Consider the following 24942-nt stretch of genomic DNA (forward strand, 5'->3'; position numbering starts at 1 on the left):
CTCCCTAGCTTGGGGGCATGACCGCCCCCATACCCAGGGACATCCCGGACCTCCCCGCGGTCCCGGGCGTGCCCGTCCTGATGCCCTCCGCCGTCCCCGCCACGGCGGTGGTGACCCCGGTCCGCCGCCCGCTCACCGCCGCGTACCGCCTGCTCGTGGCCCTGGTGGCGGTGTCGGCCGTCACCGTCGACCTGCTCCTCGGCAGCCCGATCCGGGTCCTGAGCCACTTCACGATCCAGAGCAGCCTGTTCCTGGCCGCCGTCCTCACCCTCTCGGCCCGCCGAGCCTGGACGGCCCGCCGCCCGCTGCCGTCCGCCGTCACGGGCGCGGCACTGCTGTACGTCGTGATCGCGGCCCTGGTCTACCACCTGCTCCTGACCCACGCCTCGCCCCCCTTCTCCCTGACGGGCGGTACGACGGCGCCAACCGGCTGGCAATGGCTGACCAACCAACTCCTCCACACGGCGGTCCCGGCGGCCGCGGTCCTGGACTGGCTGCTCCTCACACCCCCGGACCGCCTGCACCTGCGACAGGCGGCACCGTGGCTCCTCTACCCCCTGACCTACCTGGCGTTCTCCTTCATCCGAGGCGAACTGATCCTCCCCGGAACGCGGGGCCGCTACCTCTACCCCTTCTTGGACGTCGACCTGCACGGCTACAAGAGCGTCCTCGGCAACGCCCTCCTCCTGGGCCTCGCCTTCTACGCCCTAGCCGTCCTCCTCGTGGCCCTCGACCACGCCCGCCCGAACCCCGTCCGCCACCGCACGAAAACCGGATTTCGTCTCTAGCCACCGGTGGGCTAAAGTAAACGACGTCGCCGCGACGAGCAGGACTGCAGCGACATCGGGGTGTAGCGCAGCTTGGCAGCGCGCTTCGTTCGGGACGAAGAGGTCGTGGGTTCAAATCCCGCCACCCCGACAGGCACAACACATCAGCAGCTTCCTCGGTTGAGGGGGCTGCTGGTCTGTTTCTGGGTGTGTGAGCACAGCAGGAGGGGGGCGGGCCCAGGCTGGCCCCCCTCCTGTGTTCGTCAGCGTGTCGGGTTCAGGTGTACCTCTGCCGTGTTGTTCTTCGGCTTCGGGTCGAAGTTCGAGGACGTGTCGGAGTGGGGGTGAACCGTGACGTGGCCCGTCGCGTTGGGGACGAGGCGGTCGATGTGGAGTTTGAAGGGGAAGCCGACCTTCAGGTTCGGCTTGGCCCAGAGGGGGAGCGTGCAGGCGTAGTGGGGGATCGTCGGGTCGTCGCCCTGGGTCCATGCGGTGTGGCAGGTGGGCGGGATCGAGGTGGCCGTGGTGCCCTCGGGGAGGTAGTAGTCGATCACCGCCACCGGGTCGCCCGAGGCGACGTTGCCGACCCAGGCCGGGCCGTGGTTGACGAAGCGGAATCCGGCGGTGACCGTGTCGCCGGCGGCGCCCCGCGCCACGCTGCCGTGGACGGCGAAGTCGGCCGTGTTGTCGGCGTTGATGTGCCAGGAGCGGCTGTTGTCCGAGGTGTCGAGGTCGGTGGTGTCGCCGGCCGGCTCGACCTCGTAGTCGAAGCGCTCGTACAGGGCGTGGCGCGTCAGGGTGAGGCGGAGGGGCGCGGGGAGGTTCACCGTCGCTCCCGCGGGCACCTCAGTGTTGAAGGAGCACGTCGCGACCGTCATCGACGTGTTCTCGCCGTTCGGGTCCGGCTCCGTGTACGTGCACTGCGGGTAGCGGGTGGTGATGCGAAGGCCGTATGTCGCCCACATCTTGACCGTGAAGCCGTGCGCGGTCTCGTTGCCGGTGTTGGTGACGGCAGACGGCACGGTCAGGGTGGTTCCCGGTGCGATGCCGCTGACGTCCGTCGGGGCGCTGATGCCCAGGTCCGGGCCGGAGCCGACCGTGACGAAGGTTTCCGCCGAGCCCTCCGGCGCGGTGAGCGTGCCGTCGGGGCCGCCGGTCGCCGTGGCCGAGTACTCGATCGCGCCCTGTGCGCCGACCGCGGCGCCCACCGCGGCCCGTACCCTCAACTGGACCTGCGCGCTGTAGCGGGTCGGCACGTCCCCGGTGTCGCACACGGCGACGGTGCCCGCGTCGTTCGGCGTGCAGTTGTCGGGCCAGGACACGTCCGCGACCCCGGCGAGCCCGGAGACGTCGACCGTCAGCCGGCCGTCGGTCACGGTGAAGTCGGCGTTGTCGTGGTAGAGGCCGAGCGCCAGCGAACGGTACTGCGCCGTGCCGCCGTCCGGCGCGACGGTGACCGACTGGTCGTACGGCGCCTGGATCCACAACTGGTCGGACTGCGGTGTGTCGTCGGCGAGCGCGACCCCGCTCCCCGGACCGGCGATGACCAGCGCGCCCACGGCTGCGGCACATGCCCCGCGGCGCAGCACGCGCCCGACGGAGACAGGACTCATGACATCCCCCAGGTGGACAGGAAAACGGACTCCGGCGCACGGACCAGCGCCGGACGCACGTTGGACCGGCCGGTGCCGTGGAAGGTTGTAGGGCGGAGATCCGTTCTTGAGCGGCGCATCGAGCGCGGTCACTTGAGCGGTGCATCGAGCGCGGTTACTGGTTCCAGCTCTCGTCGTACGGGTCCGACGGCGTCGGCACAGGTTTGGCCGACGTGATCTTCAAGTACGGGATCGGGCCGTTGTTCACCGGGTCCTTGATCTGCTGGGTGGTGTAAGTGCCGGTCACCTCCAGCCACTTGTCCGGCTCCAGGACCGGCGGGACCTTGCCGGTCAGGGCGATCTTGACCGGCTGGGCGTCCGCGGCGCAGCAGTTGAGGGCCATGCGGACCAGGTAGGGGGCGCCCGCGTGGTCCAGGGCGACGAAGCCGGTCACATGGATCTGGCGGCCCGCCAGGGAGCGGCCGTGGTCGTAGACGGCGCGGCCCGCGTAGTCGACCACGGTGAGGTTCAGCGGGCCGGTCGCGGGGAGCTTGTTGTAGCCGTACGGCTGCTGCAGGGCCGTACCGGTGCGCATCGCGCTGTACGAGCCGAGGGCCGGCGGGGCGACGAGGATGAGGGCAAGGAGGGGGAGGACCAGGAGCCAGGAGATGCGGGGTTCTCGGTGCGTGTGCTCGTGGTCGTCTTCCTGCCCGTGCGCGTGGTCATCGCCGTGGTTGTGGGCTTCCGTTGCCTTGGGCTTGCGGTCCCGCCACTCGTACCAGACCGTCGCCAGCGACGCGAGGATCAGGATCGCTCCCGACGCCAGCAGCAGGGGTTGCAGGCCCGCCTTGACGTAGCGCAGGTAGAGGTTGGTGAGGCCGGCGTGCAGCAGGGCCGCGCCGGTCAGGAACAGGATCGCCGCCTGGGCCTGCCGGTTCACAGGAGCACCGCCCCGGTCAGGACCGCGCCGACGATCGCCAGGGCGAAGGTGGCGGGCGCGAACCGCAGGGCGAAGCCGCGGCCGAAGGTGCCGGCCTGCATCGCGAACAGCTTGAGGTCGATCATCGGTCCCACCACCAGGAACGCGAGTTTGGCCGTCAGGGAGAACTGGGTCAGCGAGGCCGCCACGAACGCGTCCGCCTCCGAGCAGATCGACAGCAGTACGGCGAGGACGGCGAGGGCGAGGATCGCGACCAGGGGGTTCTCCGCGGCCGTGCGCAGCCAGCTCGCCGGGGCCAGCGCCTTCAGCGTCGCCGCGGCCATCGCGCCGACGACCAGGAAGCCGCCCGCGTGCATCACGTCGTGGCGCACCGAGTTCCAGAAGGCGGCGCCCTTGCTGGGACCCTCGTAGTGCGAACGCTCCGGTGTGCGCAGCCAGTCCGTGCGGCCGAGGCGCTGCCACAGCCAGCCCATCACGCAGGACACCAGCAGGCTGGCGAGGAACCGGCCGAGGACCATCTCGGGGTTGCGGGGGAAGGCCACCGCGGTCGCCGTCAGCACGATCGGGTTGATCGCCGGGGCGGAGAGCAGGAAGGCGAGGGCCGCGGCCGGGGTCACGCCCCTGCGCACCAGTGCTCCGGCCACCGGGACCGACGCGCACTCGCAGCCCGGCAGCATGGCGCCCGCCATCCCGGCCACCGGCACCGCCAGCGCCGGGCGGCTCGGCAGCGCGCGGGCGAAGAACGACGGCGGCACGAACACCGCGATCGCCGCCGAGAGCAGCACACCGAGCACCAGGAAGGGCAGCGCCTGCACCAGCACGGCCACGAACACCGTCATCCAGCTCTGCATCACCGGCGCGGACAGGGCCCCACGGATCGGCCCCTGCAACAGCACCACGGAGAGCAGCAGCAGCGTGAGGACCAGGGGCGACTTCGAGTCCGGCAACTTCGCGTCGGCGGGCTTCGCGTCGGGAGACTTCGCGTCGGGAGACTTCGCGTCGGCGGGCTTCGAGTCGAGAGACTTCGCGGCGGCGGCCTTTGCGTGGGGCGACTGCGCGTCGGCGGGCTGCGTGTTCGGCGACTTTCGGTCAGCGGGCTGCTTATCCGGCGACTTCGCGTCGGCGGGGTGGCTGTCCGGCGACTTCGCGTCGGCGGGCTGCCTGTCCGGCGGCCTCGGGGCGGCGGGCTTCGGTGGTGTCTCTGTCGGCGGGGCCGGGGCGTGGCTGTTCGGCCCTCGGGGGGCTTCTTCGGTGATGGCCACGGGCGAGGTACCTCCGGTGCTGCGGCAGGGCGCTGGTTCCCTCCCCTTCACTACGGCGGGAGGACGGTGAACGTTCACTGGTTGCTGGAACCACCTGTCTCTTTGGGGCAGTCTTTCCCCTCGTGGGGAGCGTTCCGAGTCAAGGTGTGCCGAGTGGTGACCCCTCCGGGCACATGGTGGTGTGCGGCGACGACGGCCTGGCGCACCGCCTGGCCGCCGAACTGCGCGGCGTGTACGGCGAACAGGTCACGCTCGTCGTGCCGCCCTCCGAGCGGAGTGTGCGCCCGCCGGTGGTGGGACGGGCCAGGGCGACCACGGCGGCGCTGCTCGACCGGGTGAGCGCGGCGGTCAACCGCGCGGGCGGCAACGGTGAGCCCGTCGTCGGCGCCCCCGTCGCCGGCGCCCCCTTCATGGAGGCCACCGAGCCGAACGAGGCGGTGCTCGCCGCCGCCGGCGTCGAACGGGCCGCCGCGCTGGCGCTCGTGTACGACGACGACGAGACCAACATCCGCGCCGCGCTCACCGCCCGCCGCCTCAACCCCCGGCTGCGGCTCGTGCTGCGCCTGTACAACCGGCGGCTCGGCCAGCACATCGAGGAACTCCTGGACCAGGCGGCCGCGTTGGCCGCGGGCGACGGCGACGGAGCCGGCGTCGACGCCTCCACGACCGTGCTCTCCGACGCCGACACCGCCGCGCCGGCGCTGGTCGCCACCGCCGTCGCCGGCACCAGCAAGGTCGTACAGACCGACGGGCTGCTGCTGCGGGCGGTGGAGCGGACGCCGCGGCCCGGGCAGGTGGCGGAGCCGGGGCTGGCCACGCTCGCGCTGCTGTCCCCGACGGGCAACGGCTCGGGCGTCCCGGAGGGCTCCGGACCCGGCGACGAGGGGCCGTCGCTGCTGCCCGACGCGGAGGCGGTGCGCGGCGCGACCGGGCGCGGAACGGTCGTCCTGGAACAGGTCTCCTACGCCGGCCCCTCGCTGCCGCCGGCCCGCGGTGCCGTGCCCTTCGCGTCGCTGTTCTCGCGGCGGCTGCGGTGGTCGCTGGCCGGGATGGTCGCCTGCGTGGTCGCGCTCGCGGTCGCCCTGTGGCTGGTGACCGGGATCCATCCGCTGAAGGCCTTCTATCTGACGCTGCTCGATCTGTTCGCCATCGACGACCCGGCCATCGGCGCCTCCGTGGGGAGACAGATCCTCCAACTCCTGTCCGGGCTCGTGGGGTTGCTGTTGCTGCCGGTGCTGCTGGCCGCGGTGCTCGAGGCGCTGGGCACTTTTCGCAGCGCCTCCGCGCTGCGCAAGCCGCCTCGGGGGATGGGCGGTCATGTGGTCCTCCTCGGGCTCGGCAAGATCGGTACGCGGGTGTTGACGCGGCTGCGGGAACTGAGCATCCCCGTGGTCTGCGTGGAGTCCGATCCCGAGGCGCGGGGCCTGGCCACGGCCCGGCGGCTGCGGGTGCCGGTGGTGCTCGGGGACGTCACACAGGAGGGGGTGCTGGAGGCCGCGAAGATCCATCGGGCGCATGCGCTGCTCGCGGTGACCAGCGCCGACACGACGAATCTGGAGGCCGCGCTGTACGCGCGGTCCGTGCGGCCGGATCTGCGGGTGGTGCTGCGGCTGTACGACGACGACTTCTCCACGGCCGTGTACCGGACGCTCAGGGCCGCCCATCCCCGGGCGTCCACCCGGAGCCGGAGCGTCTCGCACCTCGCGGCTCCCGCGTTCGCCGGGGCGATGATGGGGCGGCAGATCCTGGGCGCCATCCCGGTGGAGCGGCGGGTGCTGCTGTTCGCCGCGGTGGAGGTGGCCGGGCATCCGCAGCTGGAGGGGAAGACCGTCGCGGAGGCGTTCCGGGCGGGGTCCTGGCGGGTGCTGGCGCTGGACACGGGTGCTTCCGCCGGGCGGCGGGAGGAGTCGGCCGCGGAGGAGGCGTACGAGGACGGGCGGAACTCGGGGCTGGTGTGGGACCTGCCCGACGCGTATGTGCTGAGCGGGACGGACCGGGTGGTCCTCGCGGCCACGCGGCGGGGGTTGGCGGAACTGCTGGGCCGCCGTCCCCCGGAGCGCGCGGTGCCGGGGGCCACCGCCCCCGGACGCCCGCTTCGGCCCTGAACGGACCTCGTCCTCGACCGCCGGACGGGCCGACAGCGCACACCCGGGGGCCGGAACCTCCCGTCAGCCCAGGTGCCGGTCGGCGAAGTCCAGCTCCAGGCGGACCTGTTTGATCCGCTCGTCCACCACCAGTGAGCCGTGCCCGGCGTCGTAGCGGTACACCTCGTGGGTCGCCCCTCTGGCCTCCAGGCGTTTGACGTAGTTCTCGATCTGGCGGATGGGGCAGCGCGGGTCGTTGACGCCGGCCGAGATGTAGACCGGGGCCGTGACCTTGTCGACGTAGGTGATCGGGGAGGACGCCTCGAAGCGGTCGGGGACCTCCTCCGGGGTGCCGCCCAGGAGGGTTCTGTCCATGGCCTTCAGCGCCTCCATCTCGTCGTGGTACGCCGTGACGTAGTCGGCGACGGGGACCGCCGCGATGCCCAGCGTCCACGCGTCCGGCTGGGTGCCGAGGCCGAGGAGGGTGAGGTAGCCGCCCCAGGAGCCGCCGGTGAGGATCAGCCGGGCGGGGTCGGCGAGGCCCGAGGTCACCGCCCATTCGCGGACCGCCGCGATGTCCTCCAGCTCGATCAGACCGACCCGGTGCTTGAGGGCGTCCGTCCAGGCGCGGCCGTAGCCGGTCGAGCCGCGGTAGTTGACACGGACCACCGCGTAGCCGTGGTCGACCCAGGCAGCCGGGCCCGCCGCGAAGGAGTCGCTGTCGTGCCAGGTGGGGCCGCCGTGGATGTCGAACACCGTGGGCAGGGGGCCGGTGGCGCCCGCCGGCTTCTGCACCAGGGCGTGGATGCGGCCGCCCGGGCCCTCCACCCACACGTCCTCCACCGGGACCGAGCCAGGTGACTTCATGCCGGGCGGGTCGAGGACGACCTTCCCCGTGGTGGAGCGGACCGCCGACGGCTCGGCGGCCGAGGACCACAGGTACTCCACGGCGCCGTCGGGGCGGGCCGTCGCACCGGAGACCGTGCCGGGCGGGGTCGGGATCCGCTCCAGGGAGCGGCCGGCCAGGTCGTACCGGAACAGTTCGCTGCGCGCTTCGAAGCTGTGGGCGATGAGCAGGCCCGTGCCGTCCGGGTACCACTCGGCGCTGACGTCGCCGGGCAGGTCCAGGGCGAGGTCGGTCTCCTCGCCGCTGGCCACGTCCCACACCGCCGGCTCCCAGCGGCCCCGGCGCTGATGTCCGATGAGCAGGCGCGTGTCACCCTCGACCGGGGCGAAGCCGAGGACCTCCAGACCGAGCTCCTCGGTGCCGCCGCGGGTGTCGTCGAGCTGGGCGACCGCCGTGCCGTCGGGGCGCAGGACGCGCAGCGCGGAGTGCATCGCGTCTCCGTGCTCGGTGTGCTCGATCGCGATCAGCGAGCCGTCGTGGGAGAGGTCGCCGACGCCCGCGGACTCACGGTGGCGGTAGATCTCCACGGGATCCTCGCCGGCGCGCACGAGGTGGATCGTCGTACCGTCCTCGTCCGTGGAGCGGCCCACGACGGCGGTTCGGCCGTCGCGGCCCAGGGCCAGGCCCGCCGGGTAGGAGGCGTCCAGGCCCGGTGCGGCGGGTTCGTCGGCGCCGCCCGTGAAGGGCTGTCTGCGCCAGACGCCGAACTCGTCGCCGTCCTTGTCGTCGAACCACCAGATCCAGGCGCCGTCCGGGGAGAGCACGCCGTCCGTCGTGCCGTTCGGACGGTCGGTGACCTGGCGCTGGACGCCGGTCGAGCGGTCCCAGGCGTACAGCTCGTACGTCCCCGTCGCGTTCGACACGAACAGGGAGCGGTCCGGTGCGTCCTCCGCCCAGTCGGGCAGCGACACCCGCGGCGCCCGGAAGCGCTTCTCCCAGTCCGGCATGTTCTCGTTCTCTACCTGATCCGGCGCGTCGGACCCGTTGCTCTCAGTCATGGCCCCATAGTGCCCGTCCCCGCCGACAATTCGCTGGCCCGGGACCCAGGCTGTGGATAACTTCTACCCGGCACTTACCGAACACCCCTTCAAGCAGGTCAGGAAGGCGCGATCATGTCCTCCACCGTCCCCGCCGAGGTCCCCGCCGACTGGCGTGAGACCAACCGCGCCAACTGGGACGAAAGGGTCCCGCTGCACACCGCCGGCGACTTCTACGACCTCGACGGTTTCCGGGCCGGCAAGGAGGCCCTTCGCTCCTTCGAACTGGCCGAGGTCGGTGACGTGACCGGCAGGACCCTGCTCCATCTGCAGTGCCACATCGGCACCGACACCCTCTCCTGGGCCCGGCACGGCGCGGCCCGCGTCGTCGGCCTCGACTTCTCCGCACCGGCCGTCGAGGTGGCCCGGGGCCTCGCCGCCGGCCTCGGGTTCGGGCCGGAGCGGGCGGAGTTCGTGGCGGCCGACGTGTACGACGCGGCGAGCGCGGTGCCGGAGCCGTCGTACGACATCGTCTACACCGGGGTCGGAGCGCTGTGCTGGCTGCCCGACATCCGGCGGTGGGCCGAGACGGCGGCCGCGCTGGTCGCGCCCGGCGGGTTCCTGTATCTCGCCGAGTTCCATCCGCTGACCGACGTCCTCGACGACGAGACCGGTTCGCGGGTGGTGCGGGACTACTTCGACCGGGCCGCGCAGGTGTACGACTACCCCGGCACGTACGCGGCGGAGAGCACCGACACCGTCCACAACCGGACCGTGGAGTGGCAGCACCCGCTCGGCGAGGTCGTCTCCGCCCTGGCCGCGACGGGTCTGCGCATCGAGTTCCTGCACGAGCACGACGTCTCCGTCTTCCAGCGGTTCGAGGCGTTCGAGCGCCACGACGACGGCTACTACCGCTTCCCGCCGGGCCGCCCGGGCATCCCGCTGATGTACTCGCTGAAGGCGCGCAGGGTCTGATTGTCAGTGGCGGCGTGCACACTCTTCGGCATGACCGATCTGCGCAAGACAGTCGAGAGGTTCTGGGCCGCCGCCGAGGCCCGGGACTGGGACGCCTTCGCGGGCACGCTCGCCGAGGACGTCGTCTACACCCTGCCGCAGACCCGAGAGAGGATCAGCGGCCGGGAGCGGTACGTGCGGTTCAACCGGGAGTATCCGGGTGACTGGCATCTGCGGATCGAGCGCCTGGTCGCCGAGCCGGGGCAGGTGGTCAGCTGGACGCACTTCACGGTGGGACTGGAGGAGATGTACGGCATCTCCTTCTTCACCGGGGACGAGGACGGCCGTATATCGGCGATCACCGACTTCTGGCCGGAGCCGTACGAGCCTCCGGCCGGACGGGACCACCTCACCGAGCGGTACTGAACCCCCCTGCCCGGCTCACCGGAACGGCACCGTACCGTTGAAGGCGTGTACCGGTTTCTGCTGACGCCCCGGTGGTGGGGGATCAACGTCTTCGTGCTGCTCGCCATCCCCTTCTGCATCTTCATGGGGTCCTGGCAGCTGAGCCGGTTCGAGGGCCGGGTGCAGGACCACCGTGAGGCGACCGAGCGGGTCACGACGGACCGGCACGAGGCGGCCCGGCCGCTGAGCGAGCTGCTGCCGGTGAACAAGGCGACCTCCGGCAGGCAGGCCACCGCGACCGGCCGGTACGACAAGCAGTTGCTCGTCCCGGACCGCCGGCTGGACGGCAAGCAGGGCTTCTACGTGCTGACGTTGCTGCGGATGGACGGCGGCGAGGCGCTGCCCGTGGTCCGCGGCTGGCTGCCGGGCGCCGCCGATCCGGCGAAGGCACCCGCCGCACCCACCGGCGAGGTCACCGTCACCGGCGCGCTGCAGGCCTCCGAGACACCGGGCGACAACGGCGTCAGTGCGCAGGGCGGGCTGCCGGCCGGGCAGACCGCGGCGATCAGCGCGGCCTCGCTGGTGAACCTGGTGCCGTACGGGGTGGAGGACGCCTGGATCACGCTCGACAAGGCCGACTCCGGGATGAGGGCCGTGCCCGCGACGGCGCCGCCGGACTCCGGTCTCGACCTCAAGGCCTTCCAGAACCTCGGCTACACCGGCGAGTGGTTCGTCTTCGCCGGCTTCGTCGTCTTCATGTGGTTCCGTCTGCTGCGCCGCGAGATCGAGTTCGCGCGGGACGCGCGGATGGGTCTGGTCCCCGAGGAGGAGACCGTGTCCCAGGCCAGCCCGTCCGGCGTCTGACGGTCAGGCGTCCGACGGTAAGGCGTCCGCGGGCCGGTCGACCGACGGCGAAGCGTCAGGACCCGGCCAGCAGCCCGGTGTAGTACACGACACCCGCGCACGCGCCGGACACCGTCGCCGAGACCGTCGGCGAGCCCGCCTCCGCGGTGTGGGAGATCACGACGGACCCGTCCGCCGTGCCACCGTCCTCGGTGAACATCTGGGTGCTCACCCCGCTGTCGGTGCCGCTGGACGCGGAGCCGGAGGTGGTGCCCGAATCCGGTGTGGGCGTGGGGCTCGCGGTCGAACCGCCGTCCGTGGTGCCGCCGTTGCCCGTGCCGGTGGTGGGACAGGTCTCCGTGGGCACCCAGGCGAACTTCACCTCGTAGGAGGCGCCCGGCGCGAGCAGCAGCGAGGTGACCTCGGTCGCCGGGTCGGGCAGCGCGGCCGCCGCGTCCCCGGAGACATGACGGGCCGTGGTGATCTTCGTGGCGTCGGCCGCGCCCTGGGCGAGCGTGCTCACCGAGCCGGGGCCGCCGACGGTGCAGGAGGCGGAGGAGACGTTGACGACGCGGAACGTGCCGTACACCGCGCCGGTGGAGTCGGGCGCGGCGGTCGTCCCGGTGGCCGAGCCCAGCTGGGCCGCTGTGCACACCGCGGCGGACGCGCTGGTGGACGACGGGCCGGTACCGGCGCTGCCGCCCGTGCCGGCGCCGCGGTCCTTGCCCTTGCCGTCGCCCTTCGTGTCGCCCTTGCCGTGGCCCGGGGAGGTCCCGGAGCCGCCGCCCGCGGTGCTCTCACTGCCGTCCGCGTTCTTCCCCTGGCTCGCGCCGCCCTGCGCCTGGGAGGCCTGGCCGGCGACGGAAGGGTTGACGTCGGAGCCGGTGGAGTTGGAGACGTGCACCAGGGCCGGCACGGCGGTGCCGATGAACAGGGCCGCCGCGGCCATGCCGACCATGGCCTGCCGCTTGCGTGCCCGCCGGGCGGGCACGGCACGGCGCAGATGGTCCAGGGTTCCGTCGCGCGGCTCGACCGTCCGCACCGCCTGGTGCAGCATCCTGCGCAGGGCCAGCTCGTCCGGGTCGAGCCCTTCGGCGCTCCGGTCCTCGAGGCCGTCGTTCACAGTTCCGTTCCCCGTGTGCGATTGGCTGTGTTCTTGCTCGTTCGTGCGCGTCGGCTCGTGCCACGCGAAGGGTTCATGGCGCTCGTGGGAGTCATGGGACTCGGCGTCCTTGCTCATGCCGGCGCCTCCATGGCGAGGCGGAGGGCCGCGATGCCCCGGGAGCCGTACGCCTTGACCGAGCCCAGCGAGATGCCGAGCGTCTCGGCGACCTGCGCCTCGGTCATGTCCGCGAAGTAGCGCAGCACCAGGACCTCTCGCTGGCGGCGCTGCAGCCCCTTCATCGCCTTGATCAGGGAGTCGCGCTCCAGCTGGTCGTAGGCGCCCTCCTCGGCGCTCGCCATGTCCGGCATCGGCTTGGACAGCAGCTTGAGGCCGAGGATGCGGCGGCGCAGGGCGGAGCGGGAGAGGTTGACGACCGTCTGCCGCAGGTAGGCGAGTGTCTTCTCGGGGTCGCGGACGCGTTTGCGCGCGGAGTGCACCCGGATGAAGGCCTCCTGGACGACGTCCTCGCAGGAGGCGGTGTCGTCGAGCAGGAGGGCGGCGAGGCCCAGGAGCGAGCGGTAGTGCGCGCGGTAGGTCTCGGTGAGGTGGTCGACGGTGGTCCCGGCGGCCGTCACGTCCTCGACGCCGTCGCGCTGGTTCGGTATGCGGGTGGGCCGCGCCGCGGGCATGGGCGCGATCACCGGCATGCCGCCGGGCGCGCCGGGCATCCGGGGTCGGCTGCGGGTCGCAGCGGAGAAGTCGAGAACCTGAGCCACGCCAGTTGGACACGCTTCCCCCCGGGAGGGTTGTACGTGCCGGGCGTCACTTTCGCGTCATGTGCCGCAATCGGCCGTCTCGCTTGAGGCGGTACAACTGACCGTGCGCCAAACGCCCTCATGCGTACCCGCTCTTCCCCTGTGTCCTGAATGACCGAGACGTCCCCACGCCTCGGGCCGCATCCCCGCCGACCCCCTGAAGGGCGTTCGCAAAGACGCTCCCCGCCCTTCGCGCGGTTGCGGAGAGCGGGGAGAAAAATCTTCGGACGCCAAGCGGGTCCACAGCAAGTGGTCCGGACCATCGACCGGCTCACACTTCGTTTATAGATCATACAAACTGACCCGAAGTGGCCCGGTGGCCGGTCATCCAGGTGTCAGGAAGGTGGCCCGGGCCCGGCGACCAGGTGTCAGGCCAGCTCGGCCGCCACCAGCTCGGCGATCTGGGCGGTGTTGAGGGCCGCGCCCTTGCGCAGGTTGTCGCCGCAGACGAAGAGTTCGAGCGCCGTGGGGTCGTCGAGGGCGCGCCGCACCCGGCCCACCCAGGTCGGGTCGGTGCCCACCACGTCGGCGGGGGTGGGGAACTCACCGGCGGCCGGGTTGTCGAACAGGACCACCCCGGGTGCGGTGGCGAGGATCTCGCGGGCCCCGTCCACACTGACCTCGCCCTGGAAGCGGGCGTGGACGGTCAGGGAGTGCGTGGTGACGACCGGCACCCGGACGCAGGTGACGGCGACCGGGAGATCGGGCAGCCCGAGGATCTTGCGGGTCTCGTCCCGTACCTTCATCTCCTCCGAGGACCAGCCGTCCTCGCGCAGCGACCCGGCCCACGGGACGACGTTCAGCGCGACCGGCTCCGGGAACGGCCCGGTGTCGTCGCCCACGGCCCGGCGCAGATCGCCGGGGCTGGTCCCGAGCTCGGTGCCGGCGACCAGGTCGAGCTGGCGCCTGAGCGTGTCGACACCGGCCCGCCCGGCACCGCTCACCGCCTGGTACGAGGAGACCACCAGCTCGCGCAGCCCGAACTCGGCGTGCAGCGCGCCCAGCGCGACGATCATCGACAGCGTGGTGCAGTTGGGGTTGGCGACGATCCCGCGCGGCCGGCGGCGGGCGCAGTGCGGATTGACCTCGGGCACCACCAGGGGCACCTCCGGGTCCATCCGGAAGGCGCCCGAGTTGTCCACGACGACCGCGCCCTTGGCGGCGGCGACCGGCGCCCAGTGCGCGGAGACCTCGTCGGGAACGTCGAACATGGCGACGTCGACCCCGTCGAAGGCCTCCTCCGAGAGGGCCACCACCTCGGTCTCCGTACCGCGCACGGCCAGCTTGCGGCCGGCCGAGCGCGGGGAGGCGATGAGCCGGATCTCGCCCCAGATGTCCGCGTGCTGGGACAGGATCTGCAGCATGACGGTACCGACGGCCCCGGTCGCCCCCACGACCGCGAGCGTCGGACCAGGCCGTGCCGTCACTTTCCCGCCTGCCGCGCACCGCCCGGCAGGCACGGCCTCGTCATCGCCCGGTGCCCCCGTAGACGACCGCCTCGGCGGTGTCGGAGTCGAGGCCGAAGGCGGAGTGGACGGCACGGACCGCCTCCGTGACGTCGTCGGCGCGGGTGACGACCGAGATACGGATCTCGGAGGTCGAGATCAGCTCGATGTTCACGCCCGCGTCGGACAGCGCCTCGAAGAAGGACGCGGTGACGCCCGGGTTGGTCTTCATGCCGGCGCCGACCAGGGAGATCTTGCCGATCTGGTCGTCGTAGCGCAGCGAGTCGAAGCCGATTCCGCTCTTCGCCTTCTCCAGGGCGTCGATGGCCTTGCGGCCCTCGGACTTGGGGAGGGTGAAGGAGATGTCGGTCAGTCCCGTGGACGCGGCCGACACGTTCTGCACGACCATGTCGATGTTGATCTCGGCGTCGGCGATCGCGCGGAAGATGACGGCGGCCTCGCCCGGCTTGTCCGGCACGCCGACGACCGTGATCTTGGCCTCGGAGGTGTCGTGCGCGACACCGGAGATGATGGCCTGCTCCACCTTCTGGTCCCCAATCGGCTCACTGCTGACCCAGGTGCCCTGCAGCCCGCTGAAGCTGGACCGGACATGGATCGGGATGTTGTAGCGGCGGGCGTACTCCACGCACCGGTGGAGCAGCACCTTGGACCCGGACGAGGCGAGTTCCAGCATGTCCTCGAACGAGATCCAGTCGATCTTCCTGGCCTTCTTGACCACCCGCGGGTCGGCGGTGAACACACCGTCGACATCGGTGTAGATCTCGCACACCTCGGCGTCGAGGGCCGCGGCCAGCGCGACGGCGGTCGTGTCGGACCCACCGCGCCCCAGCGTGGTGATGTCCTTCTTGTCCTGCGAGACACCCTGGAACCCGGCGACGATGGCGATGTTGCCCGCGTCGATCGAGTCGCGGATCCGGCCCGGTGTGACGTCGATGATCCGGGCTTTGTTGTGGACCGAGTCGGTGATGACGCCGGCCTGGCTGCCGGTGAACGACTGGGCCTCGTGGCCCAGGTTTTTGATCGCCATGGCCAGCAGTGCCATGGAGATACGCTCTCCGGCGGTCAGCAGCATGTCGAACTCACGCCCGGCAGGCATCGGGGATACCTGCTCGGCGAGATCGATCAGCTCGTCCGTCGTGTCGCCCATCGCGGAAACGACGACAACCACCTGGTTGCCGTTCTTCTTCGCTTCCACGATCCGCTTGGCGACGCGCTTGATGCCCTCGGCATCGGCTACGGAGGAGCCTCCGTACTTCTGCACGACAAGGCCCACGTGCGCTCCTCGCTCAGTCCGTGTGTGTCGGCTCAGTTTAACGAGCGCCCGAAATCCGCCCCCGCGGTATCGCATGGTGAGATTCGTGCGCCCAGGTCGGCGCCTGCCCACGGAAGCGGCCGGGGAAAAGTGCAGCGCGTCACAAGGGGCGGCTGTCAATTAAAGTTCAAGCACTACTGTTCGGCGTGTGCGCGTACTACTGGTGGAAGACGATGAGCCGGTCGCCGAGTCCCTGCGCCGCGGCCTGATCCGCTACGGCTTCGAGGTGGAGTGGGTCACCACGGGCGGCGCGGCCCTCGCCCACGAGGGCCCCTACGACGTCGTACTCCTCGATCTCGGCCTGCCCGACGCCGACGGCCTGGACGTCTGCAAGGCGCTGCGCGGGCGCGGTGACGTGCCGATCATCGTGATCAGCGCGCGCAGCGACGAGACGGACCGGGTGGTCGGCCTGGAACTGGGCGCGGACGACTACGTCTCCAAGCCGTTCGGGGTGCGGGAGGTCATCGCGCGGATACGGGCGGTGATGCGGCGCGTCCAGCCCGCCGGCCTCGCCGTCCCCTCCCCCGGCCCCGACCGCTACGGCCCGCGGCTCACCGTCGACCGCAAGGCGGCGCGGGTACGGCTGGACGGCGAGGAGGTGGCGCTCGCCCCCAAGGAGTACGACCTGCTGGCCTTCCTCACCGAGGAGCCGGGCGCGCTGATGTCCCGGGAGCAGATCATGGAGGCCGTCTGGGACGCGAACTGGTTCGGGCCGACCAAGACGCTGGACGTGCATGTGGCGGCGCTGCGGCGCAAGCTCGCGGGGGCGATCACCATCGAGGCGGTCCGGGGCGTGGGCTTCCGTCTGGAGATCGTGAACGGCGACGGGGTTTCATGAACCGCCGGCTCATCCGGAGCTACATCCTGCTGGTCGCGGTCGCCATCCTGCTGTTCACGGTGCCGGTGGCGTTCACGCTCACCGCGCAGCTGCGCGACGACACCGAGGCGTCCCTCAAGCGCGAGGCGACGACCATGGCGCTGCTGCTCGGCACCGGCAACGCCGCCTCCTGCCAGGCGCTGGCGGAGCTGGCCGGGGCGTACGCCCAGGAGACCCACGACCAGGTGCAGGTGACCGCGACCGCCCGCTGCCGCCCGGCCGGGGTGCCCGTGCCGAAGCAGGACGCGGCCCTCACCGCCGCCGTGGACCACGGGACGGCGACGACCGACTGGGGCTCGGACGTCATCTGGGGCCGCAGCCTGGTCGTCACGGTCCCCGCGAAGGACGACGGCCGGATCGTCGGTGCCGTGCGCATCGTCTACTCGACCGGCGACCTCACCCACAGGCTGTGGACGATCTGGGGTTTCCGGGCCGGACTGGCGGTGGCCGTGCTCGGCGTCGCCGCGCTGATCGGCGCCTTCGCCGCCCGCCGGATCACCCGGCCGCTGCGCCAGCTCAACGACATGGCGAGCAGGTTCAGCGACGGCGACCTCACCGCGCGCTCGCCCGTGGAGGGACCGCCGGAGACCCAGACCCTGGCCCGCACGCTGAACCAGGCGGGCGAGCGCCTGGACACCCTGATCGCCTCGCAGCGCATCTTCGTGGCGGACGCCTCGCACCAACTGCGCACCCCGCTCACCGCGTTGCGGCTGTCCCTGGACAACATCGCGGACGGCGTGGACGACGCGTTCGTCCGGGAGGACGTGGAGCAGGCGACCGCCGAGGTCGTCCGGATGAGCCGGCTGGTCAACGGCCTGCTGGTGCTGGCGCGGGCCGAGGCGAAGGTGACCGCGGCCGAACCGCTGCCGCTGACGGACATCGTGGAGGAACGACTGTCGGTGTGGAGACCGGCCGCCGACGAGCGCGGAGTCACCGTCGCGCTCAGGGGGAGTGCCGACGGCCGGCCGTCGGTGCTGGCCAGCCCCGGTCATCTGGAGCAGGTGCTGGACAACGTGCTCTCGAACGCGCTGGAGGTCTCCCCGGACGGCGGCACGATCACCGTCCGGGTGGAGCCGAGGGGCGACGAAGTGGTGCTCTCCGTCCTGGACGAGGGTCCCGGCATGTCGGACGCGGAGAAGTCCCGCGCCTTCGACCGCTTCTGGCGCGGTCAGGGCCTGACCGGGCGCTCCGGTTCGGGCCTCGGCCTCTCCGTCGTCAAACAGCTGGTGGCCGACGACGGCGGCACGGTGGCCCTGAAGGACGCGCCCGGCGGCGGCCTGTGGGTGGTCATCAGCCTTCGGGCATCTTCGAGGAGTGGTGGTTGACGATCAGCCAGGTGCCGCCGCGCTTCTCGTACTCGTAGGTGTAGCGAGCCTCGACGGTGCTCTTCGCGCCGGTCTTCGGGTCGGTGAGCGTGAACTCGTAGATCCCGGTGTCGATCGCGGAGTTCCGGTCGAGCACGTTGACGATCGTCTCGACCTTCTTGCCGACCGGCTTGTTCTTCAGGAAGTGCTCGAAGTAGTCGACTATCTCCGCGTGGTTGGTTCTGATCTTGTTGGAGACGGTGGGCAGCAGCACCGCGTCCTTCGCGTACAGGTCGGCGACCTTCTCCGGGTCGCCGGTCCGCAGCGCGGCGTTCCAGCGGTCGAAGAGATGGGCGATCTGCTTCTTGCCGGGCTCCCCGGCCCTCTTCTCGGGTCCGGCCGCACTGACCCCGGCCGTCACGGTGGCGGCGGTGACAACGGCGGTGGCGGTGACGAGGGCGGCGCGCAGACGGGTCTTTCCGGTCATCACAACTCCTGTGCGGCTGGTGCCTGTCGGGATGACTCAAGACTGGCTTTTCGCTGGTTAGGACCCGTGCAGGCGATGTACAACGCAGATCCAGGACACGTCCAATTCACGGGGAGTGCGCGCGTGTTCACAGAGGTTCTGCTCGCCGGCATCGTGCTGCTCGGCTCGTCGGTGCAGTGGCTCACCGGCATGGGCTTCGCCCTGGTCGCCGTGCCCGCGCTGGTGTTGCTGCTGGGGCCGGTGGACGGGGTGGTGCTCGCCAACTGCGCCGCGGGGGTCATCAGTGTCGTGGGGCTGGCGGGCGGCTGGCGCCGGGTGCGGCCCGCCGCGATGGTGCCGCTGTGCGGGGCGGCGGCCTGCACGGTCCCGGCCGGTGCCTGGCTGACCCGCCAACTCCCCGAGCCGGTGCTGCTGTTGGTGATGGGCTCCATCGTGACCGTCGCGGTGCTGCTGGTGATGCGGGGCCTGAAGGTGCCGGCGCTGCGCGGCACGAGGGGCGCGGTGGCCGCCGGAGCGGTGGGCGGGTTCATGAACTCGGCCGCGGGGGTGGGCGGTCCGCCGGTCTCCCTGTACGCGCTCAACGCCGGCTGGACGGTACGGGAGTTCGTGCCCAACGCCCAGTTCTACGGCGTCGTCGTCAACGCCTTCTCGGTCGCGGCGAACGGGGTGCCGCAGCTGCGCGCGGGCCAGTGGGGCGCCGTCACCGGGGCCATGCTGGCGGGCGCCCTCGCCGGCCGGGCACTCGCCGACCGCATACCCGAGAGGCGAGCCCGGCTGCTGGTGCTGGCACTGGCCCTGACGGGCGGGCTGACGGCGGTGACGAAGGGGCTGTGGGGGCTGTGAGGGCTGCGGACGAAGAGCCTGCGGGCACCGCGAAGGGGGGCAGACAAAGGGACTCCGGGCGCTGTGACGACGGCAGCCGAAAGGCCTGCGGGCACCACGACGACAGCAGACCAAGAGCCCGCGGGCGCCACGACGACAGACGAACAACCCCCAGGCACCGCGACGACAGCGGACAAGAACCTGCGGGCACGGTGACGACAGCCGACAAGAACCTGCGGGCACCGGACGACAGCGGACCATGAGCCCGCAGGCGCTGGACGGCATCCGGTGTGTGTGGCGGGGTCGGATACGGTCGGTGGATGGAGATTCTGCGCTACGTGGCCTTCAGCACCGACCCGGCGGGAGGCAACCCCGCGGGCGTGGTGCTCGACGCCACCGGGGCCGACGACGCGACGATGCTGGCGGCGGCGGCCGAGGTCGGCTACTCGGAGACGGCGTTCGTGGTGCCGTCCGCGGACGGCGCCCTGGACGTCCGGTACTTCAGCCCGCTCGCCGAGGTGCCGTTCTGCGGGCACGCGACGATCGCGACGGCGGTCGCGCACGCGGAGCGGCACGGCACCGGACGGCTGCTGCTGCGCACCCAGGCGGGCCCGGTCACGGTGAGCACCGAGCGGACGGCGGACGGCACCGTCATGGCGACCCTGGTGAGCGTCCCCCCGCGCACCGCACCGCTCACGGAGGCCGACCTGGCCGAGCTGCTGGCCGCCCTTCGCTGGTCCGACACGGACCTGGACCCGGCGCTGCCACCGCGCGTGGCCTTCGCCGGCGCCTGGCATCCGGTGATCGCCGCCGCGACCAGGGAGCGGCTCGCCGACCTGGACTACGACATGGACGCGCTCGGCGCCCTCATGGACCGCAGGGGCTGGACCACCGTCGACCTGGTCTGGCGGGAGTCCCCGACCGTCTTCCACGCCCGCGACCCGTTCCCGCCCGGCGGGGTCGTCGAGGACCCGGCGACCGGCGCGGCGGCGGCCGCTCTCGGCGGCTATCTGCGGGAGCTGGGCCTGGTCACGACGCCCGCCACCGTGACGGTCCACCAGGGCGCGGACATGGGACGGCCGAGCACGATCACCGTGACCGTTCCGGAAGGAGCGGACACCGGGATCGGCGTGGCCGGGGCGGCCGTACCGATCCGGCCGGCTACTGCCCCCGCCTGATCCCGAGCGGTCCGGCGATCTCCTGCGCCATCACCTTGCCCGCCTCGAACTCCAGCGTCTCGTCGCCCATGCTCTGGTCCGTGTCCAGCCCGTCCAGCTCCTCCAGGGGCTGGTTGAGGCGGACGTGGATGAGGACGGACTGCAGGGCGCGCAGGGCGGCGGAGGCGGTGGGGCCCCAGTTGGAGAAGTAGGAGAACTGCCACCACCACAGGGCCTCCGTCACCCGGCCGGCGCGGTAGTGGGCCATGCCGTGGCGGAGGTCGGTGATGACGTCGGCGATGTCGTCGGAGAGCCGGGCCGGAACCGGGGCCGTGCGCGGCTCGTAGGGGTCGAAGACCTCCGAGTAGACGTCGACCGGGTCCAGCAGCCGGGCGAGGTTCTCGCGCAGTTCGTCGACGTCGGCGTCCGGGCCCGTGTCCGGCTCGTAGCGCTCGTCGGGGACGATGTCCTCGTGCGCGCCGAGCCGGCCGCCGGCCAGGAGGAGCTGGGAGACCTCCAGCAGCAGGAAGGGCACGGCGGAGCCCGGCTCGTCGCCCTTCGCGACCTCCGTCACCGCCACCAGGAAGCTCTCCACCTGGTCCGCGATCTGGACCGCGAAGTCGTCCGGGTCCTGCGTCGTGGCATGCAGCGTGGCGTCAGACATCTAGGAGTCGTCTCCCCTCGAAGGCGCGGCCGAGAGTCACCTCGTCCGCGTATTCCAGGTCGCCACCCACCGGGAGGCCGCTGGCCAGGCGGGTGACCTTGAGGCCCATGGGCTTGATCATCCGGGCGAGGTACGTCGCCGTCGCCTCGCCCTCCAGATTCGGGTCCGTGGCCAGGATCAGTTCCGTGACCGTCCCGTCGGCCAACCGCGCGAGAAGTTCTCGTATACGCAGGTCGTCGGGGCCGACACCCTCGATCGGGCTGATGGCGCCGCCGAGCACGTGGTAGCGGCCCCGGAACTCCCGGGTCCGCTCGATCGCCACCACGTCCTTCGGCTCCTCCACCACGCAGATGACCGAGGGGTCGCGGCGGGTGTCACGGCAGATGTTGCACAGCTCCTCCTGCGCGACGTTGCCGCACGTCGCACAGAAGCGGACCTTCGCCTTGACCTCCATCAGGGCCTGGGCGAGGCGTCGTACGTCCGTCGGTTCCGCCTGCAGGATGTGGAAGGCGATCCGCTGGGCGCTCTTGGGACCGACGCCGGGCAGCCGCCCCAGCTCGTCGATGAGGTCCTGCACCACGCCTTCGTACACGGACTGCCGTCCTTCCCGGGGGTTCCTTACACGTACGTACGGTAGTTGGCGGACGCCCCTCTTAGAAAGGCGGGCCGGGTCTCGACAACGGCTCAGAAGGGCAGGCCCGGGATGCCGCTGCCGCCGCCGAGGCCCTGGGCCAGCGGGCCGAGCTTCTGCTGCTGGAGGTTCTGGGCGTTCTCGTTGGCCGCCTGGACGGCCGCGACGATCAGATCGGCGAGGGTCTCGGTGTCCTCGGGGTCCACCGCCTTGGGGTCGATCCGCAGGGCACGCAGCTCACCGGCGCCGGTGACGGTCGCCGTGACCAGGCCTCCGCCCGCCTGCCCGTCGACCTCCGTCCGCGCCAGCTCCTCCTGCGCCTTCTGCAGGTCCTGCTGCATCTTCTGGGCCTGCTGGAGCAGCTGCTGCATATTGGGCTGGCCACCACCGGGAATCACGATTCAGCTCCTGGATTCGTCGTTTCATCCGTTGTGTTTCCGTTGGGCACGAGCCTACGTGGTCCGCGCAGCCATCGCCCCGCCACTCTTTCGAGTGAGATCGCCGTGACTGCCATACCTGATCAAGGCCCTCTTGCGGGCGGAAAAGCGGCGAAAGGCACGCCCGCGCCACCCATTGGGCGGTAGGAAGGGTCCCGCTGAGCGGTAGGAAGGGGTCCGCGTCGGCATGCGATGTCACGCAACGTGAGCGGCCGTGATCAGTAGGGAGTGCCGGGTGGGTCAGCCGGAGATGCAGCCCGAGGGTCCCCCTCAGGACGAGCGGGGCGAGGGCGCGGCCGGACTGCGGCCGGGGGATCTGGCCGGGCGGTCCTTTCCGCTCGGGGACTGGGGCGAGCCGGCCGAGCGGCTGCACGAGCTGTACCGGTGGGTGGAGCGCGGGGCGCTGGAGACGGCGGCCTGGTATCTCGCGGACCGGGTGTGGAAGCGGCGGGGTGCGCGGGCGCTGCGGGCCGGGGCCGCCGCAGGGGCGGTCACCGGGGCCGCGATGCCGTTGCTGGACCTGACCGGGGTGCTCGGCGGGGCGGCCGCCTGGGGCTATCTGGCGCTGCTGCTGGCCGTCGCGTGTGTGGCGGTGGACCGGTTCTTCGGGGTGACGTCCGGCTGGATAAGGGACGTGGCCACCGCGCAGGCCGTGCAGCGGCGGCTGCAGGCGCTGCAGTTCGACTGGGCGTCGGAGAGCGTGCGGGAGGTCCTGGGGCCGACGGAGGGGACGGCCGGGGAGGCCGCCGAGCGGTGTCTCGGGGTGCTGCGGCGGTTCTCGGAGGACGTGACGGAGCTGGTGCGGACCGAGACGGCCGACTGGATGGTGGAGTTCCGGACCGGGTCGGCACCGATGGGGATCCAGTCGGCGGTGGCGTCCCCGGCGCGCGGCACGGACGGCGCCGGCCTCAACGGCCGTTTCCCCCTTCCCCCGGGACCCAACTCCCGCCCCAACATGCCCCGTCAGCGTCCGCCCGAGCCCAGGTGACCACACGGCCGTACGGCAGGACGTGATCTCCCGTCAGTGTCCCGCCGATCTACCGCCGGTCTCCCGCCGATCTACCGCCCATCTACCGTCAGTCCTCCGTCAGTCCCCGGAGCACAGCCCCGTGGCCACCGTCGCCGAGCACGGCAGATGGCCGTGGGCACGGATGACGTTCTCGTTGGCGGTGTCACCGATGTAGGCGAGGAAGGCGGCGGCGAGGGAGCCGGAGGCCGGGGTGCCGTAGGTGTAGGCGTACTCCACGCCCCGGTAGGGGTACTCGCTCCTGCCGTACTCGATGTCCTCCACGGAAGGGGCGGCGCCGTCGAGCGGGACGGTGCGCAGTCCCGGGTGACCGGAGGAGGCCAGGGTGAACTCGGAGTAGCCGAGCGCGCCCGGGATCCGGGCCACCGTGGCCAGCACGTCCTCGGTGGAGTCGAGTTCGCAGCGCATGACCGGCGCGGAGGTGTCGTCCTTGTGCACGCAGTCCAGGGAGGTGCTGGGCACCCGCTCCCAGGTGCCGAGCACCCGGCGCTGGAAGATCTGCCGGGTCCCGGAGTCGGCGTTACGGCTGACCAGGACGATGGGCAGGTCGGGCAGCGAGGCGTCCAACTGCTTCCAGCGGGTCACCTCGCCGCGGTAGATACGGCGTACGTCCCGCACCGACAGGCCCTTGGCCGGCAGCCGGACGCCGTCGTTGACGACGAGGGTGAACACGGACAGGGCGATGCGCCGGCCGACCAGCTTGCCCGGTCCGCCGATCGCCGGGCCGTCGGAGAAGGCGACGACCGAACGGCTGTCCGCGGAGAGCGCGTTGACGCCCGCGGAGCTGCCGCGGGCGTCCACGGTGATGGCGGAGTCCGGGCACTTGCGCTGGTAGTCCTTCGCCAGGTCCCGTACGACGGGCGCGAAGGCGGTCGAGCCGGTGACCGTGAGGCGGCCCTTCTCGCAGCCGATCGGGACCGGGTGGTCGTCGCGGGCCACGACGATCACCGCGAGGGTGAGGACGCTGACCGTCAGCATGATGGTGATCAGCCGGGCGGCACGGCTGAACAGGGGCGGTTTCTCGTCGGGCGTGGCGCTGCGGTTGGGGTGCACCTCGCCTTCCCGGATGCCGCCGAACAGCCGGATCTCGCTGCCGACGTCGCCGCCGGAGAGCAGCACCAGCAGCTTGTAGTGGTCGCCGCGGTTGAGCGGGACGCGCGGGATGCGCAGGGTGTTGCCCTCGTAGCCGAAGCCCCGGGTGGGGGTGAAGTGGTCCATCAGGTGGTCGGTGTCGGAGGGCTGGGTGACCGAGACACCGCGGATGGTGCGGTCGTTGAACACCGCGGTCAGGCCGTGGACCTCGGGGCTGGTGTAGTCGTCGCGGTCGATGCCCTGGGAGCCGTCGTTCTCGACCCGGATCAGCACCAGGGTGGCGTCGGACATGCCGGGGGCCTCGTCGAAGAGGCCGAGGCGCACGTTGGCTCTGCCCAGGCGTACGTCGTCGCCGATCGGGTTGTCCATCTGGACGCGGTAGCCGATCCGTTTGCGGCGCGGCACCCGGCGCTCGTACCAGACCATCACGCCGGACGCGGCGATGCCGAGCACGGCCGTGCCGACCGCGACGACGTTCTCCGGGCTGAACCACTGCACTTGGGTGCCCCCGCAACTCCCCGAGCCGGATCAGGGAGGTCACCGTACGTCCGTGCGAGTTCAACTTCCTTAAGCGCAAAGGTACTTGCGGTTACTGTCGGGTGTAGTCCAGCTTCTCGCCGTTGCTGGTGTTGACGCGCTGGAGGGTGCCGTCGGGGAGCAGGGCGATCTCGGTGGCGCTGCCCGGTTTGCAGTAACCCGAGTCGCCCTCGGTGACGTTGGACGGGCCGATCTCCAGCGGGCCGTCGCCGCTCGGGGCGGCGGTGAGCCGGGCCTGGAAGACGCAGTGGTAGTCGCCGCTGGTGGTGGGGCCGTCCGCGACGAGGGTCAGTACGGCGTCGCCCACCTGCCCCTGTCGGATGGTGAGTTGGCGGGTGTTCTGGCCGTCCTTGTTGGTGATGGTGGCGGTCCAGGTGCCGAGGTAGCCAGCCGGGACCGCTCCGCCCGTCGGCGCGGAGGTCGTCGGGGAGGCGGTGGTCGGGGACGGCTGCCCGGTGGTCGGGCCGGGGCTCGGGGG

Annotated in this window: 23 protein-coding genes, 1 tRNA gene and 1 pseudogene; 11 read left to right on the top strand and 14 right to left on the bottom strand. The window is 71.6% G+C overall.

Going from position 1 to position 24942, the window contains the following annotated elements:
• Nucleotides 1-17 precede the first annotated feature (17 nt).
• A complete protein-coding gene (locus GRC12_RS22900; RefSeq protein ID WP_208781247.1) occupies nucleotides 18-788 on the top strand; it encodes a Pr6Pr family membrane protein in 771 nt (256 codons plus the stop codon).
• A 56-nt stretch (nucleotides 789-844) separates the two neighbouring features.
• Nucleotides 845-918: transfer RNA gene (locus tag GRC12_RS22905), tRNA-Pro, on the top strand.
• A gap of 112 nt (nucleotides 919-1030) precedes the next feature.
• Here GRC12_RS22905 and GRC12_RS22910 read toward each other — a convergent pair.
• The 3 genes from GRC12_RS22910 to GRC12_RS22920 all read right to left on the bottom strand — a co-directional run bounded on the left by GRC12_RS22910 (nucleotide 1031) and on the right by GRC12_RS22920 (nucleotide 4561).
• The gene (locus tag GRC12_RS22910; protein WP_208781248.1) at nucleotides 1031-2380 is read right to left on the bottom strand and encodes a hypothetical protein; all 1350 of its coding nucleotides are present in this window, start codon (nucleotides 2378-2380) and stop codon (nucleotides 1031-1033) included.
• Between the two features lie 154 nt (nucleotides 2381-2534).
• Nucleotides 2535-3299, bottom strand: a complete 765-nt coding sequence (locus GRC12_RS22915; protein WP_208781249.1) for a TIGR03943 family putative permease subunit — start codon at nucleotides 3297-3299, stop codon at nucleotides 2535-2537.
• The gene (locus GRC12_RS22920; RefSeq protein ID WP_308286607.1) at nucleotides 3296-4561 is read right to left on the bottom strand and encodes a permease; all 1266 of its coding nucleotides are present in this window, start codon (nucleotides 4559-4561) and stop codon (nucleotides 3296-3298) included. The genes GRC12_RS22915 and GRC12_RS22920 overlap by 4 nt, the downstream gene beginning before the upstream one ends.
• Nucleotides 4562-4734: 173 nt before the next feature.
• On the opposite strand from GRC12_RS22920, the gene GRC12_RS22925 reads away from it, so the two are divergent.
• On the top strand, nucleotides 4735-6666 hold the full coding sequence (locus tag GRC12_RS22925; protein WP_208781266.1) for a potassium channel family protein: 1932 nt from the start codon (nucleotides 4735-4737) through the stop codon (nucleotides 6664-6666).
• 63 nt (nucleotides 6667-6729) lie between these two features.
• Here the strand turns inward: GRC12_RS22925 and GRC12_RS22930 are convergent, their stop codons facing one another.
• Entirely contained in the window at nucleotides 6730-8550 is a 1821-nt protein-coding gene (locus tag GRC12_RS22930) for a S9 family peptidase (protein ID WP_208781250.1), read from the bottom strand.
• Between the two features lie 114 nt (nucleotides 8551-8664).
• Between GRC12_RS22930 and GRC12_RS22935 the strand changes: the two genes are divergently transcribed.
• Genes GRC12_RS22935 through GRC12_RS22945 form a run of 3 tightly spaced genes read left to right on the top strand, consistent with a single transcriptional unit; the run spans nucleotide 8665 to nucleotide 10752 of the window.
• Nucleotides 8665-9504: a class I SAM-dependent methyltransferase gene (locus GRC12_RS22935; RefSeq protein ID WP_208781251.1), complete on the top strand. Its 840-nt coding sequence runs from the start codon at nucleotides 8665-8667 to the stop codon at nucleotides 9502-9504.
• A 30-nt stretch (nucleotides 9505-9534) separates the two neighbouring features.
• A complete protein-coding gene (locus GRC12_RS22940) occupies nucleotides 9535-9909 on the top strand; it encodes a nuclear transport factor 2 family protein (RefSeq protein ID WP_208781252.1) in 375 nt (124 codons plus the stop codon).
• A gap of 45 nt (nucleotides 9910-9954) precedes the next feature.
• Nucleotides 9955-10752 (top strand): SURF1 family protein, encoded by a 798-nt coding sequence (locus GRC12_RS22945; protein WP_208781253.1) that lies wholly within the window; start codon nucleotides 9955-9957, stop codon nucleotides 10750-10752.
• Nucleotides 10753-10807: 55 nt separating this feature from the next.
• Here the strand turns inward: GRC12_RS22945 and GRC12_RS22950 are convergent, their stop codons facing one another.
• The 4 genes from GRC12_RS22950 to GRC12_RS22965 all read right to left on the bottom strand — a co-directional run bounded on the left by GRC12_RS22950 (nucleotide 10808) and on the right by GRC12_RS22965 (nucleotide 15390).
• A complete protein-coding gene (locus GRC12_RS22950) occupies nucleotides 10808-11854 on the bottom strand; it encodes a hypothetical protein (protein WP_308286608.1) in 1047 nt (348 codons plus the stop codon).
• A 113-nt stretch (nucleotides 11855-11967) separates the two neighbouring features.
• Nucleotides 11968-12543, bottom strand: coding sequence for a SigE family RNA polymerase sigma factor (locus GRC12_RS22955; RefSeq protein ID WP_133044365.1), 576 nt, complete (start codon nucleotides 12541-12543; stop codon nucleotides 11968-11970).
• A 476-nt stretch (nucleotides 12544-13019) separates the two neighbouring features.
• A complete protein-coding gene (locus GRC12_RS22960) occupies nucleotides 13020-14078 on the bottom strand; it encodes an aspartate-semialdehyde dehydrogenase (protein WP_208781255.1) in 1059 nt (352 codons plus the stop codon).
• Nucleotides 14079-14118: 40 nt separating this feature from the next.
• Nucleotides 14119-15390, bottom strand: a complete 1272-nt coding sequence (locus tag GRC12_RS22965; protein ID WP_208781256.1) for an aspartate kinase — start codon at nucleotides 15388-15390, stop codon at nucleotides 14119-14121.
• A gap of 187 nt (nucleotides 15391-15577) precedes the next feature.
• On the opposite strand from GRC12_RS22965, the gene GRC12_RS22970 reads away from it, so the two are divergent.
• Both GRC12_RS22970 and GRC12_RS22975 read left to right on the top strand, forming a co-directional pair.
• On the top strand, nucleotides 15578-16267 hold the full coding sequence (locus tag GRC12_RS22970) for a response regulator transcription factor (protein WP_208781257.1): 690 nt from the start codon (nucleotides 15578-15580) through the stop codon (nucleotides 16265-16267).
• Nucleotides 16264-17631 (top strand): HAMP domain-containing sensor histidine kinase, encoded by a 1368-nt coding sequence (locus tag GRC12_RS22975; protein ID WP_208781258.1) that lies wholly within the window; start codon nucleotides 16264-16266, stop codon nucleotides 17629-17631. Before GRC12_RS22970 ends, GRC12_RS22975 begins: the two co-directional genes overlap by 4 nt.
• On the opposite strand, the gene GRC12_RS22980 is transcribed toward GRC12_RS22975, so the two are convergent.
• Nucleotides 17597-18097 carry an SgcJ/EcaC family oxidoreductase gene (locus tag GRC12_RS22980; RefSeq protein ID WP_208781259.1) on the bottom strand — a complete coding sequence of 167 codons (501 nt, stop codon included), beginning with the start codon at nucleotides 18095-18097 and terminating at the stop codon, nucleotides 17597-17599. The two genes, GRC12_RS22975 and GRC12_RS22980, sit on opposite strands and share 35 nt — an antisense overlap.
• Before the next feature lie 75 nt (nucleotides 18098-18172).
• Between GRC12_RS22980 and GRC12_RS22985 the strand changes: the two genes are divergently transcribed.
• Nucleotides 18173-18940, top strand: a complete 768-nt coding sequence (locus GRC12_RS22985; RefSeq protein ID WP_208781260.1) for a sulfite exporter TauE/SafE family protein — start codon at nucleotides 18173-18175, stop codon at nucleotides 18938-18940.
• A 299-nt stretch (nucleotides 18941-19239) separates the two neighbouring features.
• Nucleotides 19240-20097 carry a PhzF family phenazine biosynthesis protein gene (locus GRC12_RS22990; RefSeq protein ID WP_208781261.1) on the top strand — a complete coding sequence of 286 codons (858 nt, stop codon included), beginning with the start codon at nucleotides 19240-19242 and terminating at the stop codon, nucleotides 20095-20097.
• Here the strand turns inward: GRC12_RS22990 and GRC12_RS22995 are convergent.
• The 3 genes from GRC12_RS22995 to GRC12_RS23005 all read right to left on the bottom strand — a co-directional run bounded on the left by GRC12_RS22995 (nucleotide 20081) and on the right by GRC12_RS23005 (nucleotide 21769).
• A complete protein-coding gene (locus GRC12_RS22995) occupies nucleotides 20081-20740 on the bottom strand; it encodes a DUF5063 domain-containing protein (RefSeq protein WP_208781262.1) in 660 nt (219 codons plus the stop codon). The genes GRC12_RS22990 and GRC12_RS22995 overlap by 17 nt on opposite strands.
• Nucleotides 20733-21332, bottom strand: a complete 600-nt coding sequence (gene recR, locus GRC12_RS23000; protein ID WP_055536881.1) for a recombination mediator RecR — start codon at nucleotides 21330-21332, stop codon at nucleotides 20733-20735. Before recR ends, GRC12_RS22995 begins: the two co-directional genes overlap by 8 nt.
• Nucleotides 21333-21424: 92 nt before the next feature.
• Nucleotides 21425-21769 carry a YbaB/EbfC family nucleoid-associated protein gene (locus GRC12_RS23005; RefSeq protein ID WP_133044199.1) on the bottom strand — a complete coding sequence of 115 codons (345 nt, stop codon included), beginning with the start codon at nucleotides 21767-21769 and terminating at the stop codon, nucleotides 21425-21427.
• A gap of 274 nt (nucleotides 21770-22043) precedes the next feature.
• On the opposite strand from GRC12_RS23005, the gene GRC12_RS23010 reads away from it, so the two are divergent.
• The gene (locus GRC12_RS23010) at nucleotides 22044-22796 is read left to right on the top strand and encodes an SLATT domain-containing protein (RefSeq protein ID WP_208781263.1); all 753 of its coding nucleotides are present in this window, start codon (nucleotides 22044-22046) and stop codon (nucleotides 22794-22796) included.
• A gap of 99 nt (nucleotides 22797-22895) precedes the next feature.
• Here GRC12_RS23010 and GRC12_RS23015 read toward each other — a convergent pair whose 3' ends face one another.
• Together GRC12_RS23015 and GRC12_RS23020 are read right to left on the bottom strand one after the other, a co-directional pair.
• On the bottom strand, nucleotides 22896-24425 hold the full coding sequence (locus GRC12_RS23015) for a PstS family phosphate ABC transporter substrate-binding protein (protein ID WP_208781264.1): 1530 nt from the start codon (nucleotides 24423-24425) through the stop codon (nucleotides 22896-22898).
• Between the two features lie 91 nt (nucleotides 24426-24516).
• Nucleotides 24517-24942 (bottom strand): annotated as a pseudogene (locus GRC12_RS23020) (serine/threonine protein kinase); the annotation flags it as partial.

The sequence above is a fragment of the Streptomyces griseorubiginosus genome (genome assembly GCF_017614965.1).
In the GTDB taxonomy this organism is placed as follows: Bacteria; Actinomycetota; Actinomycetes; order Streptomycetales; family Streptomycetaceae; genus Streptomyces; species Streptomyces griseorubiginosus_B.